11 protein-coding genes are annotated in these 16,080 nt (G+C 62.0%); 6 read left to right on the top strand and 5 right to left on the bottom strand.

Features of this window, described 5'->3' with window-relative positions:
- Positions 1–77: 77 nt before the first annotated feature.
- On the bottom strand, positions 78–1,430 hold the full coding sequence (glmU, locus tag HYPGJ_RS06330; RefSeq protein ID WP_046846364.1) for a bifunctional UDP-N-acetylglucosamine diphosphorylase/glucosamine-1-phosphate N-acetyltransferase GlmU: 1,353 nt from the start codon (positions 1,428–1,430) through the stop codon (positions 78–80).
- Between the two features lie 379 nt (positions 1,431–1,809).
- Here glmU and HYPGJ_RS06335 point away from each other — a divergent pair, with 379 nt between their 5' ends.
- Entirely contained in the window at positions 1,810–2,685 is an 876-nt protein-coding gene (locus HYPGJ_RS06335; protein ID WP_046846365.1) for an SPOR domain-containing protein, read from the top strand.
- A gap of 95 nt (positions 2,686–2,780) precedes the next feature.
- Here HYPGJ_RS06335 and HYPGJ_RS06340 read toward each other — a convergent pair whose 3' ends face one another.
- Together HYPGJ_RS06340 and HYPGJ_RS06345 are read right to left on the bottom strand one after the other, a co-directional pair.
- A complete protein-coding gene (locus HYPGJ_RS06340; protein WP_046846366.1) occupies positions 2,781–3,737 on the bottom strand; it encodes a neutral zinc metallopeptidase in 957 nt (318 codons plus the stop codon).
- Between the two features lie 147 nt (positions 3,738–3,884).
- Positions 3,885–5,324 carry a malonyl-CoA decarboxylase gene (locus tag HYPGJ_RS06345; RefSeq protein ID WP_046846367.1) on the bottom strand — a complete coding sequence of 480 codons (1,440 nt, stop codon included), beginning with the start codon at positions 5,322–5,324 and terminating at the stop codon, positions 3,885–3,887.
- A gap of 81 nt (positions 5,325–5,405) precedes the next feature.
- On the opposite strand from HYPGJ_RS06345, the gene HYPGJ_RS06350 reads away from it, so the two are divergent.
- The 3 genes from HYPGJ_RS06350 (at position 5,406) to HYPGJ_RS06360 (ending at position 8,717) form a co-directional block, all read left to right on the top strand.
- On the top strand, positions 5,406–5,903 hold the full coding sequence (locus HYPGJ_RS06350) for a hypothetical protein (protein WP_013215610.1): 498 nt from the start codon (positions 5,406–5,408) through the stop codon (positions 5,901–5,903).
- A gap of 328 nt (positions 5,904–6,231) precedes the next feature.
- Entirely contained in the window at positions 6,232–7,680 is a 1,449-nt protein-coding gene (locus HYPGJ_RS06355; RefSeq protein WP_046846368.1) for a YcjX family protein, read from the top strand.
- Entirely contained in the window at positions 7,677–8,717 is a 1,041-nt protein-coding gene (locus HYPGJ_RS06360; protein WP_046846369.1) for a TIGR01620 family protein, read from the top strand. The genes HYPGJ_RS06355 and HYPGJ_RS06360 overlap by 4 nt, the downstream gene beginning before the upstream one ends.
- A gap of 12 nt (positions 8,718–8,729) precedes the next feature.
- Here the strand turns inward: HYPGJ_RS06360 and mdoH are convergent, their stop codons facing one another.
- Positions 8,730–10,703 (bottom strand): glucans biosynthesis glucosyltransferase MdoH, encoded by a 1,974-nt coding sequence (gene mdoH, locus HYPGJ_RS06365; RefSeq protein ID WP_046846370.1) that lies wholly within the window; start codon positions 10,701–10,703, stop codon positions 8,730–8,732.
- Complete coding sequence (locus tag HYPGJ_RS06370; protein ID WP_052750810.1) at positions 10,688–12,247, bottom strand: glucan biosynthesis protein G; 1,560 nt, start codon at positions 12,245–12,247, stop codon at positions 10,688–10,690. The genes mdoH and HYPGJ_RS06370 overlap by 16 nt, the downstream gene beginning before the upstream one ends.
- Positions 12,248–12,983: 736 nt before the next feature.
- Here HYPGJ_RS06370 and HYPGJ_RS06375 point away from each other — a divergent pair.
- Both HYPGJ_RS06375 and HYPGJ_RS06380 read left to right on the top strand, forming a co-directional pair.
- The gene (locus HYPGJ_RS06375; RefSeq protein ID WP_046846371.1) at positions 12,984–14,300 is read left to right on the top strand and encodes a porin; all 1,317 of its coding nucleotides are present in this window, start codon (positions 12,984–12,986) and stop codon (positions 14,298–14,300) included.
- 405 nt (positions 14,301–14,705) lie between these two features.
- Positions 14,706–15,995 carry a porin gene (locus HYPGJ_RS06380; protein WP_046846751.1) on the top strand — a complete coding sequence of 430 codons (1,290 nt, stop codon included), beginning with the start codon at positions 14,706–14,708 and terminating at the stop codon, positions 15,993–15,995.
- Positions 15,996–16,080 lie beyond the last annotated feature (85 nt).

A 16,080-nucleotide genomic window follows, 5' to 3' on the forward strand; every position in this document is an offset into this window, starting at 1 on the left:
AGAGTGTTTCGTATTAACGAATGCAGATGCCGTGCCAGCGAAAGCACGCAAGTTACCAGCATCGTTAACTAATCATATTACTTTGTCGCTTTTCTGCGCAGCATGAGCGTTCGAAATTTTTCAGCCCATCCCGGACGCTCTTCCTGATTGCTGCGTTCGAGCGCAAGCGCGCCGGGCGTGACGTCCCGGGTGATGACGCTACCTGAACCGACGTAGGCGCCCGCCCCGATCGTGACCGGAGCCACCAGCGACGAATTCGAGCCGATGAACGCGCCCTCTCCGATCTGGGTCTTGTGTTTGGCGTAGCCATCGTAATTGCAGAAGATCGTGCCGGCGCCGACGTTCGCCTTCGCGCCGATCACGCCATCGCCGAGGTAGGCGAGGTGATTGGCCTTGGCGCCGGGTCCGAGCGTCGTATTTTTCACCTCGACAAAATTGCCGATATGCGCGTCGGCCCCGATCCGGGCGCCCGGCCGGAAGCGCGAGAACGGCCCGATGCGTGCGCCCTTGCCGATCACCGCGCCTTCGAAGTGCGAGAAACCCAGAATTCGGACACCCTCTTCGATCGTGACGCCCACGCCGAAAATGACGTGCGGTTCGATGACGACATCGGGCGCAATCTGCGTGTCGAAGCTCAGCCAGACCGTTTCCGGTGCGATCATCGTGACGCCGCTCGCCATGAACTGAGCGCGCGCGCGTTTCTGCCAGATCGCCTCGGCTTCGGCGAGCTGATCGCGGGCGTTGACGCCCAGAACCTCATCCTCGCTGCATTCGACGACGCCGGCGCGCAAACCGCTGCGAACAGCGATCTCGATGGCATCGGTCAGATAGAATTCGCCTTTGGCGTTGGCATTGCCGATCTGCCCCAGCAGCTTGCCGACGTCCGGGACGCGGAACGCCATGACCCCCGAGTTGCAGAGGTCGATACGGCGTTCGGCTTCCGACGCGTCCTTTTCTTCCCGGATCGCGGACAGCGTTCCCTTGGGGCCTGTCAGAAGGCGGCCGTATCCGGTCGGATCTTTGGCTCGGAACCCCAGCACAGCGATATGGGCGCCCGCGTCGAGCGCGGCGCGCAAGCGCGCAACGGTTTCCGGGCGGATCAGCGGCGTGTCTGCGTAGAGCACGACGACGTCGCCGCTATGCCCTGCAAGAGCGGGACGCGCCGCGAGCACCGCGTCCGCCGTGCCTTGTTGCGTTGCCTGGACAAACACTTGCGCCGGCGGCGTGACGCGCCGGGCTTCCGTTGCAACGGCGTCCATCCCCGGCCCGACGACCACGGCGACGTCGCCCTGGACATCCGACACGGTCGCAAGCACGTGCGCCAACATCGACTGACCGGCGACCTTGTGCAGCACTTTCGGCTCGCTCGATTTCATGCGCGTGCCCTTGCCGGCGGCGAGAACGACAAACAACGGGGGCGATGCGCTCATGACAAACCTTGGGGCTTGGCCGCGTCCGGCCGTGGGCTTTTTTCATCCGTGCCGGGCAGGTGACTGGCCCGTCAGCGGCGCCAAGCCATAGCGCTCGAAATCCCCCCGCCGCAAGGGAGGCACACAAAATGGCGGGACACCACACGTCATGGGCACGTTGCTGCGCTGGTAAGGCCCATTTTGCTCAAATGTTTCTAGGCGATGGCTAAGGGAAGGACTTCGATGCCACCATCCACAACTTCGATGCAACACGAGCTGACCGGCCATTGCGAACACCTTCCCAGAGACCCAACGTTCTCAATGCGGCGGAATTGATTCGCCTGAGAAATCCCGCCGCGCAGCATTCGGGACCCTTTCGGAAACTAGGACACCACACCTCATGACCAAGCCCGCCATTGATAAGCCGGTCCGTAGGAACGCGATTTTGACGCCCTACGCCGCTCTCTGGTCGACCCTCGGGACACTCGGCCTGGTCTATCTCGGCGTCGCGGTTTTTCAGCCCGACTGGCTTAGCAGCCTGACGCCGCCCAGCGCCCGCCTCGAGCACAGCGCCGAGACGCAGTCCTCGCTCATGAAGCTCAGCGCTGACGTGGACAGCCTGAAGTCGTCGATGGCCAACCTGCAAATCGACGTCTCGGGCGTGAAATCGACGCTGGATACCCAGGCGCAGCAGACGCAGGCGCTGGGTTCCCAAGTGAACGCACTCGAAGACAAGATGCGCTTGGCTGAAGCCCCGCCGGCAACCGCGACGGCATCCGCTCCGCAGCAGCACACAGGGACCGACGTGATCGGCGCGGTCGACGATACGCCGGCCGGCCTCGATCTGTCCGAAAATCAGGCGCGGCCGCAGACCAAGATCATCAACGCGTCGCCCGAGAGATCACAGATTGTCACCGGCAGCGTCGACAAAGCGCCTGCGCAGGCGAAGCCGAAAGCAAGCGCCGCCAACAGCGATGAGATCAGCTTCGGTCCCGCAGTCGTGAAGCCGGTGAAAAAGCCGATCGGCATCGCGCTCGCATCGAGCGCCAGCGTCGAAGGCCTCCGTCTAAATTGGAGCCAGCTCGCGCAGCAGCATGGCGACAAGCTGAAACGGTTGAAGGCCCGCTATACGACCAACGGTGATCCGGCGAACCCGAGCTTCAATCTGATCGCAGGCCCCGTGAAGTCGAAGGCTGAGGCGGTGAAGCTCTGCAACGATCTGCAAGCGCAGGCGGTGTCCTGCTCGGTCGAAGACTTCACCGGCAACGCGCTGTAAGACGAACCAGCGCGACGCTGAGAACAAAAAACCGGCGGGCCACGTGGCACGCCGGTTTTTTTATGTCTGAATGAACCGAGACGGGCGAGCCGGTCTCAGTAGCTCGACGTGTTGAACGTATCGCACGCGTCCATGCGGCCGGATTCGAAGCCCGCCTTGAACCAGTGCACGCGCTGGGCTGCTGAGCCGTGCGTGAAGGCATCCGGAACGACGCGACCCGTCATCTTCTTCTGGATCATGTCGTCGCCGATCTGCGAGGCCGCGTTCAACGCTTCCTCGATGTCGCCCGGCTGCAGGCGTTTTTTCATCTGATCGTTGAGGTTCGCCCAGACGCCCGCCAGACAGTCAGCCTGCAATTCGGTCCGCACTTGGATCTGGTTGGCCGTGACTTCGTCGTCGGCGCGCTGCTTCAGTTCCTGCACCTTATCGAGAATGCCGAGCTGCTTTTGCACATGATGGCCGACTTCGTGCGCGATGACGTAAGCCTGTGCGAAGTCGCCGCTGACGTTGAACTTGCGCTTCAGCTCATCATAGAACGCGAGGTCGACGTAAACTTTCTGATCGAGCGGACAATAGAACGGTCCCATTGCGGCCTGACCGGCGCCGCATGCCGTTCGCGTGATGCCGGAATAGATGACAAGCAGCGGGTCAGGATATTTGCGGCCGAAGCTTTTGAACACGGAAGTCCAAACGTCTTCGGTGTCGGCGAGCACGCGGCTGATGAAGGCCTTTTCGTCGTCGTTGCCGGCCGTCTGCGTCTGCGGCGAGCCCGGCAATCCCGGAATGTTATTACCCGGTGCGCGCTGCGCCGGACGCTCTGATTGCGGCAGCTGAGGCATGTTGATCTGGCCGCCCGATCCAAACAGCACGTCGAGCGGATTGATGCCCATGAACATCATGAGCGCGCCGATGATCAGCAGCGTCGTGATGCTGAACCCGCCGCCACCGATCGGAATGCGCATTCCGCCGCCAGGAAATTGCAGGCCTCCGCCGCCTTGGCCGCGGCGATCTTCAACATTCGAACTTTCTCGGTCGTTCTCGTCGTAGCGCATGGCGGCCCTATAGTTGAGGTACGCGTTACGGGATCAAACAGCGCCGCAGAAATTGACGTGCGCTCCATAACGCCAGCCGCGCCATACTGCACGTGGAAGTAGGTAAGACAAGGGCTTCGTTTACGTGTCTGGCAGCGAAAAACCGGTTCAATCGGAGCCCATCGAGCGCGCCCGTTTTGCCGACGCCGCGCTCGGCAAAGCAAGCAGACCGGAAGTCGCCGCAAGATCCGTAATTTGGGTGCCGGACTTGAGTAAGGCGCGGACGCTGCGCGAAGCCACAACCGTGCCGTCTTGCGCATAGGCTTCGTGGTTGCGCTCGATCTCGCCGAGATCGTACCGGTAATTGACCATCAGGCCGTGCGCTTCCCTGAGGCCCCGCTCGGACGTGTCGGCGAGCCAGTTGACCCGCTCGAGCCGTGCGCCATTGCCGAGATGAAAGCGCGCCACGGGATCAACGGGCCGCTCGTCCGCCGAGCGCACGGCGAGAAAATACTGCGCCGCGAGCGACAGCAGCACCGGCTTCAGCTCCTCGCTTCCCGGCGCGCCTTTGGCAACGTCATCGACCCAGCGCGGATCGTTGAGCCGCGCCAGAGTTGCGCGCTCCTCCGGATCGAGCCCCGTTTCGCCGTCGATCGCAAGCACGCGGTCGAGCCAGCGCGCGAAGCTCGGCACCGGAGACAATGTCACAAATGTCTTGAGGCTCGGAGTGTCACGAACGAGATCCTCGACCACCTGCTTTAGCAGAAAATTGCCGAACGAGATGCCCTTGAGACCTTCCTGGCAGTTCGAGATCGAATAGAAGACGGCCGTCGTCGGCGGCACATCGTGGTCGTCGCGGTGCGCATCGAGAACGGCTGAGATCGTTCCCGGAATTTCCCGCATCAACGCAACTTCGACGAAGATCAGCGGCTCATCGACCAGCGCCGGATGGAAGAAGGCGAAGCACCGCCGGTCTTTTGGATCGAGCCGCCGGCGCAAGTCATCCCAGCCGCGGATTTCATGCACGGCTTCGTAAGCGATGATTTTTTCCAGAATTGCCGCCGGCGTCTGCCAGTCGATGCGCCTGAGAACCAGGAAGCCGCGATTGAACCACGACGTCAGCAAGCGCTGCAGATCGCGGTCGACCGCCGCGAGCGCTTCGTCCGCTTTGAGATGCCGCAAGAGATCGGCTCTGAGCGCGACGATCTCCGCCGTCGCTCCCGGCGCGAGGTTGAGCCGCCGAAAGAACTCCATGCGCGGGCTGTAGGAAGCGCTCTGCAATCGCGCGAGGCTCTTTTCTGACGGCTGATCGAGATAGCCGCGCGCCGCGTCGGCGACCTCCGCCGCATCCGGTTGGAGCTCATCCGCGAGGAACCGGTAGAACTGCAGACGCTCGTCAGTGGACGCCTTCTTGAGTTGTAGCAGAAGCTGTCGCGCGATCGCGACGCCCGACGCTTCGCCGCGCCCCGACATCAGCGCCCGCGCCAGAACCTCGATCGAGTCTCCGCCGACGGTTCCGAACAGCGCCTTCGGCAACAACGCCCGGCCCTGCTCGGCAATCGAATTCATCAGCTCCTGGAAAAACGAGACGTTCACGCGTTCACCCATTGCAGCCGGAACCCCGCATTAACTTTTGCTTAACCGTATAGGCCGAGCATTGTTCGCCTACTTGTATAGGGCATATGCGACATGAGCGATCGCCTTTCCAGCGGCCGGCCGGCATCGAGCCTCGACGCCGCCAACAACGACACCGGACGCGTGGCATTTTGCGGACCCTACGTGCTCTCCGCGATTACCGGCTTCGGCATTTCCAAGATCGAGGACGTGATCCGCGAGGGGCGCGAGCTGCCGCCGCATCGCAAGCCCGTCGTCAAGGGAACGTATGCCGACGAGGTGGAATCCGCCCTCGCCCATTTCGGCTACCGCATGGTGCTGAAGGAAACGCACCTTCACCGCGCCCGCAAGGAACGTCCGACGCTCTGGACCTGGATGCAGAAACCGCGCAACGCGTGGGCCTATTACATTCTCGCAATCCATAAGGGCAAGGAAGGCCATTGGATTCTCGTGAAGGGCGTCAAGATGTGCGACACCTTCACCGAAGGCAAATGGACGTTCGTCGTCGACGGGCCGCACCGCGGCTGCCGCATCATGGAGATCTTCGAGGTCAAAAAGGCGCACGACGCCTAGACGCCTCCGACGCTCCCTCCGCGACGCGGATGAACGTCTCGTGAACCCGCGCGTCAGCCCTCGTTCAACCGCCATGCGCTAGGTCTCTCCACGATGGGAGGCGAAACGCGCAATGCGAGGAGAGGTGCATGGCTGAATTCTTTCGTTCTGGAGCTTTGATGCTGATGGCCGCCGTCGTGGTCGCCGCAGGATGCGCCGTCGTTTTCTACGGCTGAAGCTGCGCCCGTGCTGAGACCGCCGCGCGATCCGATCTTGTCGGATGGGGAGAGTTACGCCACTTAAGGGGTCCTGAACGGTCCCTTTATCCTTGCGAAATGCGCGGCGCGATTTGACTGACCTCACCTACTCCGATCTCATCAGAGACGCGCAGACGCGGCTCGGCAACTATCTGACGCCGTGCGTCCGCCTCGGCGTCACCGGGCTGTCGCGCGCCGGCAAGACCGTTTTCATCACGGCGCTCGTGCGCAACCTCGTGTCGGGCGGACGCCTGCCGTTCTTTTCAGCCGATGCGGAACACAGGATCGTGCGCGCCTACCTCGAACCGCAGCCTGACGACAGCGTCCCGCGTTTCGACTACGAGGCGCATCTCCGTGATTTGCTTTCCGTGCCGCCGTCCTGGCCTGACAGCACGCGCCGCATTTCGGAACTGAGAGTTACGATCGAATACCAGTCGACGTCGCTGCTGAAGCGCTTTGTCGGCCTCTCGAAACTGCACGTCGATATCGTCGACTATCCGGGCGAGTGGCTGATCGACCTGCCGCTGCTCGATCAGGACTACCGAAGCTTCTCGGCGGAAGCGCTGGCGCTCGCCGCCGCGCCGGAACGTGCCGAAATCGCTAAGCCCTTTCTGTCCTTCCTTGCCGGAACCGATCCTGCCGGGATCGAGGACGAACAGATCGCGATGACCGGCGCCAAGCTGTTCACCGACTATCTCCGCCGCATGCGTGAGAGCGGCGCGCAATCGACGCTCGCGCCAGGGCGCTTTCTTCTTCCCGGCGATCTCGAAGGCTCGCCGCTGCTGACGTTCTTTCCGATGCCGCTCGCATCCGGCGAACGCCCGCCGCGCTCGTCGCTCGCCGCGATGATGATGCGCCGTTTCGAAAGCTACAAATCGACCGTCGTCAAACCGTTCTTCAACGACCACTTCGCACGCCTCGACCGGCAGATCGTGCTCGTCGACGTGCTCGGCGCCTTGAACCGCGGAGCGGCAGCGGTCGGCGATCTCGAACGCGCGATGACCGCGATCCTCAAGGCTTTTCGCCCCGGCGCCAATTCGTGGCTGTCGCTGCTGATCGGACGCAAGATCGACCGCATTCTGTTTGCCGCGACCAAGGCCGATCACTTGCCCGCGTCGAGCCACGATCGCCTGGAAGCCATTCTGAAGCTCATCGTCGACGAGGCGATCTCGCGCGCCGAGACCGAAGGCGCAGGCGTCAGTGCGATCGCTCTCGCAGCCCTGCGCGCCACGCGAGAGACGACCGCGAAACAGGGTGGCGAAATCCTCCCCTGCCTGCGCGGCACGCCGATCCAGGGCGAAACGATCGGCGGCGTGACGTTCGATGGCGCAACCGAAGCCGCGATTTTTCCGGGCGACCTGCCGATCGACGCCGCAGCCGCGTTGAGCGCCGCGCGCAGCGCCAAGACGGCGTCGCTCGAGCTTGTCCGTTTCGCGCCGCCGAAGCTCATCGATACGCTGCCCGACGGAAAGCCGGCTGCATTTCCGCACATCAGATTGGATCGCGCGCTCGATTTCCTTGTATCGGATTATCTCGCATGACGTTCGAGAACGATGTCCCGCCGCCGCGCAAGCCGCGCGTCTTCAAGCCCGACGACGTTGCCGCCGAGACGCAAGCCGACGACATCGCGCGCGAAGGCGGCGCGGTAACGGCACGGCGCGCGGCGCGCGTTCCAACCCGTCACCTGACGGTAACCGACATCAATCGCGGCTTCCGTTTCGGCAGCATCATTTTCTCAGCGGTTGCCGCGTTGGCCTCCCTGGCGGCGGGGCTTTGGTTCGTCCGCTTCGTCTCAGTTGCGCTCGAACGCCAGGATTGGGTGGGATGGCTGGCGTTCGCGCTGATGTCGATCATCGTCATCGCCCTGCTCGGCATCGTGCTCCGGGAATTGATCGGCTTCCGCAGGCTCGCCCGCCTCTCCAAGCTCAGAGCGCTCGTCAAAGCCGCCGTTGCAAAGCCTGAGCGCGCCAGCGAACACGCGGCGGTCAATGCGTTGCTCTCGCATTATCGCGGGCGCGCCGACCTCGCTTGGGGTCTCGCTCGCGTGCGCGATCATCTGGGCGACGTTCTGGAGCCGACTGAGCTGCTGCGCCTTGCCGACCGCGAGCTGCTGCATCCGATCGACGGAGAAGCCCGTCGCGTCATCCTCAAGTCCGGCAAGCGCGTTGCGACAGTCTCGGCGCTGTCGCCGATCATGTGGATTGCGATGGCGTTCGTGCTCGTCGAGAACGTCCGGATGTTTCGCGCGATCGCCGGGTTGTATGGCGGCCGGCCCGGCGTGCTTGGTGCTTTGCGCCTCGCGCGTCTCGTCGTCGGTCACGTGATCGCGACCGGCGGCATCGCGATGACGGATGATCTGCTGGGGCAGTTCGTGGGACAGGACGTCCTTCGCAGACTGTCCCGTCGCCTCGGCGAAGGCGCATTCAACGGAGCCTTGACCGCGCGGCTCGGAGTCGTCGCCGTCGAGGTCACGCGTCCGCTGCCCTATCTCGACGCGGAACCCTTGCGCGTGCGCGAAATCTTCAGCGAGCTGATACGCTCGCTCAGAGGTTCGGAAAAAACCGACAAGCCGCAATAAAAAACGGCGCTCTTACGCTGCCGCTGCTTCTGGCTCGGCATTCAACCCGCCCGGTGTCGCGGCGCGTCGCGCCCACGTATTCGAGCAGTGTCCGGCATCGATCAAAACCGATGGCGGCGACAGATCGACGTTGGTTGCAAGCGCCCAGCGTTCGAGCGGACCGGCGCGCAGCGACGTGATCCAGCTCACCGGCCCCGCGAGTACAAGGCCGAGAATGACTGGCGCCATCCACATGAGAAGGCCCGGCGAAACCGTCCACGCGATGCCGCCCGCGATCAGGCCGATCAACGTGTGCCAGCGCGCAAACCACATCGCGTCATCGAACGACAGCGCGCCGTCATTGCGGTTCTGCGGCTTCCATCCGGAATCGAGGCCTGCCAGAATTTCGGCTGAGGCGACTGTCTGCGTCACCATGAAGATCGGCGCGATCAGCATCGAGTAGATCGTCTCGACGAAGACGCCGACCGTTACGCGCACCGCTCCCAGAAGATCATGCCGGGCACGCGCTTCCTTCCACGCGAGGAAGAGCCCGAGAAACTTCGGCAGAAGGACGACGACCAGCGTCGCCAGGAAAAGCCTGAGAGCCGCGCCGGGATCGATGATCGGCCAGATCGGAAAGAGCGTCTTGGCGTCACGGAAATAGCTCGGGATCATCTGCTGGCCTTGCAGGGCCAGGATGATGCCGACGACGAGCGACAGAGCCCAGACCGCCGAGATGAGATACGATGCAGCGCCCATTCCGAGATGCAGGCGCCCCATCGGCGTCAGGCCGCTTTGCGATACGATGGCGAGATGCTGAAGGTTTCCCTGCGCCCAGCGGCGGTCGCGGGCGACGATGTCGACGATGTTGGGCGGCATGCCCTCGTACGACCCCTCGAGCGACGGCATCATGTGCACGCCGTAACCGGCGCGTTGCAGCAGAACCGCTTCGACGAAGTCGTGGCTCATGATGTGGCCGCCGAACGGCTTCCGGCCCGGCAGGTCAGGAAGTCCTGCAGCCGACGCGAACGCGGCCGTCCGGATGATGGCGTTGTGGCCCCAGTAGTTGCCCTGGTCCCGATGCCAGAAGGCAAGACCAGACGACACTGCGGGACCGTAGGTGTTGCAAGCGAACTGCTGCAAACGCTGGAGCAGCGTTTCGCCGCCGACGATCCGTGGCACGGTTTGGATGAGCCCGGCCTTCGGATCGGCTTCCATCGCAAGCGCCAGCGAGACCAGCGTGCGCCCGTCCATGACGCTGTCGCCATCCAGAATGATGAAGGACTCGTAGCCACCGCCGAAGCGGCTGACCCAGTCGGCGATGTTGCCGGCCTTGCGGGCGGTATTCTGCATGCGCCGGCGGTAGTAGACGGAAACGAACGGCGCGATTTCCTGCGTCAGCGCGCGATAGACGTCGGCTTCCCGTCCGCCGTCATCGTCGCCCCGCGTGTCGGAGAGAATGAAAACATCGAAGTTGCGGGCGCGGCCCAGGCCGTCGAGTTCGCGCGCCATCGCTTCGATCGCACCGGCGATCCGCGTTGGCTCTTCGTGGTAGACGGGAAAGAGCAGCGCGATACGCGATGACAAAGGTTCGGTCGGTTGCGGAGGCGTAATCGTGTCGGCGCGCTCGCCGGCGAACAGCGGCAGAAAGCCGAGCGCCGCGCTCAGGCTGCCAATCGCGATCCAACCGAACGCAATCGTCGACAGGATGAGAAAGAGAAACTGCACCGGCGTGATCATGACGAACGCCAGGATGCTGAACAGCTCATGCGCGAAGGCTGCAGTCAGCGCCGCCGCGCCTGCAAAGATCGCGGTGCGAGGCACCCAATAGCCGCGCCGCCGCGGCTCGGCGATACGAGCGATCTTCGCGCTGAAATCCTGCTCCGGCATGTCGAGCGGCGCCGCCGCCGGCAAATGCCACCAGGGACCCGCGTCACGCGCCACGACGGGCTGCGCAGGGTCGAGCGGAAAATCGCCTTTGAAGTTTTCGTTTACGGCTTCGTCCATCGATAGAGCCAAGTCTCCGAGACGGCCTGATCGCCGGCCTTCAAGATGCACCGCAATTCCGCGAGCTCGGCGTCGCCGGGCGTCAGTTCAAACGTCACTCGAACACCAGAAATCTCAAGATTGCGTTGAACGGCGACGTTCGAGATCTGGCCGGCGCTGGCTGTAACGTCGGCGACTGGCAGATCCTTCGCATCCTTCACCGCAGGACCTGTCAAATCGATGACGAAAAGAAGGTTTTCCGGTTTCTTGCCGGTGCCGACGCGCGTCTTCGCGACGCGGGCGCCCGACCACGACGCCGGGATATCCCTGCCCCAGCTGAGCTTGTAGTTGAAGACGTGCGGTCCGCCGGGTGTCAGCGGCTTCCCGGGATGCCAATAGGCGACGACGTTGTCGTGGATTTCGTTCTCGACCGGAATTTCGACCAGCTCGATGTAGCCCTCGCCCCACTGTCCCTTGGGTTGCACCCAAACGCTCGGTCTCTGCTCATAGTGAGCTTCGAGATCTTCATAGCTGCGGAAGGCCCGGTCGCGCTGCCATAGCCCGAAGCCGCGCGGGTCCTTATCCATGAAGGCGCTGACTTGCAGGGTTTTGGGATTGTTGAGCGGCCGCCAGAGGCGTTCCTCGCTGCCGTTGATGATCGCAAGCCCCTCGCTGTCGTGAACCTCGGGGCGGAAATCCCGTGTCCGCCGCGGAGTCGCGTTGCCGTTGAGAAACATGCTCGTCAGAGGCGCAATCCCGACATGGGGCAGCGCGACGCGAGGATATAGCGTCGCCGACACATCCATGGTGGTCGTTTCTCCCGGCTCAATGACAAACCGATACGCGCCGGTCGTCGACGGACTGTCGAGCAACGCATAGAGCGTGACTTGAGTTGCACCGGGCTTCGGCTTTTCGAGCCAGAACGTCCTGAAGAAGGGAAACTCCTCCCCGCCGGGACGCGCCGTGTTCAGCGCCAGCCCGCGCGCCGAGGCGCCATAGCCTTCGCCACGCCCGACGGCGCGGAAATAGCTCGCGCCCTGAAATACGGCATACTCGTCGAACGTGTCCGAGCGGTTGATTGGTCCGTGAACGCGAAATCCCGAGAACCCGTACGGCGCGTCGTCGGGCCCTGGGCCTATCAGCGGACCGAAGCTGAACAGCTTGCCATTTGCGACCAGCCTCGACGCTGCTCCGTTGTCGACCACCCAGAGATCGACCGGCATGTCGTACAGCCAGCCCATGGCGAACGGCTGGATCTCGAAGTTGAGATGCTCGCCCTTCCAGATCGCCTTCTCGGAACGAAAGCGAATGTCGCGATACTGATCGTAATTGAGTTTGTTGAACGGCGGCGGCAGATCGAGCGCCGGCTTCGCGAAGGGCTGATCTGCGAGACGCTTCGCCTCGGCGTTGACGTTCGAGGTACTGAACGGCGTCGGCGGTGACGACGACTCGCCCGCCGCCTGCGCAATATTCGTAGCAAGCGCCAGTTTGGCGGCTGCGAGGGCAAAGGTTCCCATTGCAGCCTGCCCGAGAACCGACCGCCGATCGAGTAGTTTGCCTGTCATGTTCGAATTTCTGCTTGCCCGAGCGGTGAGCGACTGATGGTCTGGTGTACGCTCCCGCCAAGCGCCCACCAATTAGCAATAAGAGTTTTGCTAAATGACGATTGTGGCAGTTTTTCCACGGCGGACCATCCTGGGTGTGACTTTCTCGTCAATCGTTGCGAGCCCGTTAACGGCCGCAAAAACCTCTGCGTGCATGATCAACCGGCCAACGCAACACGCACGCATCGGCGGCGTACCGGCGGGAGTAATTCGCGACCTTGCCACCAGTCTGCAGCAGGACATCTGATCTCGCCAGTGAAGCCTTTTTACTCCGGAGAATGATAAGTTTTCGCTTCGATAAGCTGAATTCGGTTTCCTGATAAGCCTTTACCTCCCGGCGCAAGCCAACGCCGCACCACGAGCAACTGCGGAATCAGGCGTCGCCGTAGCGAACCCTGGAAGCCAGACCCATCCTCACAACGGAGCGTTGATATGCTCTCGTTTGACTACTTCCGCTCGTGACTTTTGTGTCACAAACTCCCGCAATTCCACAGGTGCTTTGCCCAAAGGTGTTTCGCGGTCGAATCTAATCTGATTTAAACATCGCCCTGAGCGGTGATTCGGGGGGCAACCCGTGGAGCCGCGGAAGACGGGTTTGACGACGGGTTTAACAAAAGACCATCGAATAAGAAGAGTGTTGGGCTGAACAGTTCGTTCCGTCCGTCATTCCTCAGTCGAAGCAGACGGGAGTAGGTTCATGAGCAAGTATAGTCTGAGTGCCCTGGTGGCGGCAGGCCTGCTGGCAGGCGGGATGTCGGTCAACAGCGCATCGGCGGCCGACCTTGGGGGGAACTGCTGCGCGGACCTTGAGGAACGCATCGCAGAACTCGAAGCCACGACGGCCCGCAAGGGCAATCGCAAGGTCTCGCTGACGGTTTCCGGCTGGGTTGGCCAGCAGGTCACCTGGTGGGATGACGGCGGCCAGTCGAACGTCTACGTGACGGATCTCGGTTCGACGCTCGCCAGCCACGTGAAATTCACCGGTCAGGCGCAGATCCTGCCGGGTTGGACCGCAGGTTATGTCCTCCACCTCGAGGCGATCGGCTCCGACTCCCTGACGACGACGCAGGGCGTGCCGGATGGCCCGAATCTTCTGACGGGCAGCGCCAACGGCGTCAGCACGCTGCAGTCGTTCTGGTTCATCAAGAGCGACCAGCTGGGTAAGGTCTCGGTTGGTAAGCAGTCGCAGGCTTCGGATAACACGGCCATCCTCGTTGACGGTTCGGGCTCGCTCGTTCCGGCCAACTGGGTTCCGTTCGACTTCAACTCGTTCTTCATTAGACAGAAGAACGGCGTCTTGACCGATACGACCTGGGGCGGCGTAGGCACCTGGGGCGACGTCAACGGTGCGCCGACGAACTCGGTCCGTTACGACTCGCCGTCGTTTGGTGGCTTCTCGGTGTCGGCATCGTGGGGTGAGGACGATTTCTGGGACGTCGCCGCTCGCTATGCGGGCGAATGGGCTGACTTCAAGGTCGCGGCTGCTGCGGCTTACAGCCAGACCAACAGTTCTTCGGGCAACAGCGCCAACGTGCTGCAGCCGTTCGATACGGGCTACTTCCAGGTCGGCGCATATGTCGAGCACATGCCGACGGGCCTGTTCGCCTACGGCGCGTATGGAAACCTCAACTTCCACGACTCGTCCGCTAGCAGCAACCAGACATGGTACGGCAAGGCCGGTATCCGTCAGCGTTGGAACCCGCTTGGCCACACTGTTCTTTACGGTGAGTACGAGCACGTCGAGAACCGTAACGGTGGATCGATCTACGCTAACGGCACCACGCCGGAAGAAGTGGGCGATCCGGACAATCCGCTCTACACCTACGGCCGGGCCTCGGCTCGCCTCTGGGGTGCTGGCGTTGTCCAGGAAATCGACTCAGCCGCGATGTCTCTCTGGCTGAAGTACCGCAACATCGATGCCAGCTTCAAAAACGTTGAAATCGAGGGTGGTGACGGTGGTCTTGCGACTGACAACATCCAGGAAGTCACCTTCGGCGCTCTGATCAACTTCTAATCAGAAGCCTCTAAAAATCGAAAAAAGCGAAGGCCGCCCATCGAGGCGGCCTTTTCTTTTGCGTCATGCACAGCTTGTCCTCATGTGATGCGTGGAAAACTCATTTTGCACGGACACACCGCAATCAATCGCTTTTAGCTTAGCGAATTCAATTATTTATGCAGTCCGGCCACAGGCGCGGACGTTGTTCCATTAGTTGCCCTCTCGCCACAACGCGGGATTCGTCACGGCGAATTTGCAAACCGTAATTGTTGCAAAGGGACGAATCACAGAGCTTCCCCCTCAAGCGGCGACGTCACTTGGCAGGTGTACCGCCGTGAACTGCGTAGTCGCGCAGTTCTAAATAACGGCGAACGCCAAGTACCGCGTCCACCACTAGAAGTGATGAAGACGGGAGAAGGTAGAATGATGAAATATAGCCTAGGCGCACTGGTCGCTGCAGGCGTTCTCGCTGGCGGATTCGCCACGAGCGCCTCTGCTGCGGACCTGGGCGGCAATTGCTGCGCGGACCTCGAAGAACGCATCGCGGAACTCGAAGCCACGACGGCGCGCAAGGGCAATCGCAAAGTCTCGCTGACGGTTTCCGGTTGGGTTGGCCAGCAGGTCACCTGGTGGGATGACGGTCACGATTCGAACGTTTACGTGACCGATCTCGGCACGACGCTCGCCAGCCACGTGATGTTCACGGGCCAGGCGCAGATCATGCCGGGCTGGACAGCCGGTTACGTGCTGCACTTGGAAGCGGTTGGCTCGGACAGCTTGACGACGAGCCAGGGTGTTCCTGACGGCAAGTCGATCCTGACGGGTACGTCGAACGGCGTTGGTACTCTGCAGTCGTTCTGGTTCATCAAGAGCGATCAGCTGGGTAAGATCTCGGTTGGTAAGCAGTCGCAGGCTTCGGACAACACGGCCATCCTCGTCGACGGTTCGGGCTCGCTCGTTCCGGCCAACTGGGTTCCGTTCGACTCCTTCAGCTTCTTCCTCCGCGCAAAAGACGGAACACCTCTGACTACAATCGCAGGCACGGGTCGTTGGGGTGACGTCAACGGTCTTCCGACGAACTCGGTCCGTTACGACTCGCCGACGTTTGCTGGCTTCTCGGTTTCGGCATCGTGGGGTGAAGACGACTTCTGGGACGTCGCCGCTCGCTATGCTGGCGAATGGAACAGCGTAAAGGTGTCGGTCGCCGCGGCTTACAGCCAGACGAATTCTTCGCTTAGCGCAACCTTCCCCTTTGGTAACACGCTGCAGGCGCCTGATACGGGCTACTTCCAGATCGGTGCCTATGCTGAGCACGTGCCGACCGGCCTCTTCCTTTACGGTGCTTACGGCCACCTCGATTACTTCTCGGATAGCTACGGCAACCGTGACTCGGAAGACACCTACTATATCAAGGGCGGTCTCCGTAAACGTTTGAACCCGCTGGGCCACACGGTGTTCTACGGCGAGTATCAGCACGGTGACAATTCTGGTCAGCTGCGTGGAGAGATTGAAGATCTCGACTTCTCCGGCACGTCTTCGGTCAGAATGTGGGGTCTGGGTGTTGTCCAAGAAATCGACGCTGCTGCAATGTCGCTCTGGCTCAAGTATCGCAATACGCAGGGCAAATTTAGCGCCGACGCAGATAGCGATGTTGGAAGCTTCTCCTCCGACAGCTTCCAGGAAGTTACCTTCGGTGCTCTGATCAACTTCTAATTCGATCAGAACCCGTGAATATCGAAGCCGCCCCTCACCGGGCGGCTTCTTTCGTTTGGGCTGCGAGGCATCGTTTGCTCACGTC

This window comes from Hyphomicrobium sp. GJ21 (genome assembly GCF_001006785.1).
Lineage (GTDB): Bacteria > Pseudomonadota > Alphaproteobacteria > Rhizobiales > Hyphomicrobiaceae > Hyphomicrobium_B.

Bases quoted from the DNA above. Each gene is read 5' to 3' on its own strand.
- glmU (WP_046846364.1), bottom strand. From the start codon at position 1,430: ATGAGCGCATCGCCCCCGTTGTTTGTCGTTCTCGCCGCCGGCAAGGGC.
- HYPGJ_RS06335 (WP_046846365.1), top strand. From the start codon at position 1,810: ATGACCAAGCCCGCCATTGATAAGCCGGTCCGTAGGAACGCGATTTTG.
- HYPGJ_RS06340 (WP_046846366.1), bottom strand. From the start codon at position 3,737: ATGCGCTACGACGAGAACGACCGAGAAAGTTCGAATGTTGAAGATCGC.
- HYPGJ_RS06345 (WP_046846367.1), bottom strand. From the start codon at position 5,324: ATGGGTGAACGCGTGAACGTCTCGTTTTTCCAGGAGCTGATGAATTCG.
- HYPGJ_RS06350 (WP_013215610.1), top strand. From the start codon at position 5,406: ATGAGCGATCGCCTTTCCAGCGGCCGGCCGGCATCGAGCCTCGACGCC.
- HYPGJ_RS06360 (WP_046846369.1), top strand. From the start codon at position 7,677: ATGACGTTCGAGAACGATGTCCCGCCGCCGCGCAAGCCGCGCGTCTTC.
- mdoH (WP_046846370.1), bottom strand. From the start codon at position 10,703: ATGGACGAAGCCGTAAACGAAAACTTCAAAGGCGATTTTCCGCTCGAC.
- HYPGJ_RS06370 (WP_052750810.1), bottom strand. From the start codon at position 12,247: ATGACAGGCAAACTACTCGATCGGCGGTCGGTTCTCGGGCAGGCTGCA.
- HYPGJ_RS06375 (WP_046846371.1), top strand. From the start codon at position 12,984: ATGAGCAAGTATAGTCTGAGTGCCCTGGTGGCGGCAGGCCTGCTGGCA.
- HYPGJ_RS06380 (WP_046846751.1), top strand. From the start codon at position 14,706: ATGATGAAATATAGCCTAGGCGCACTGGTCGCTGCAGGCGTTCTCGCT.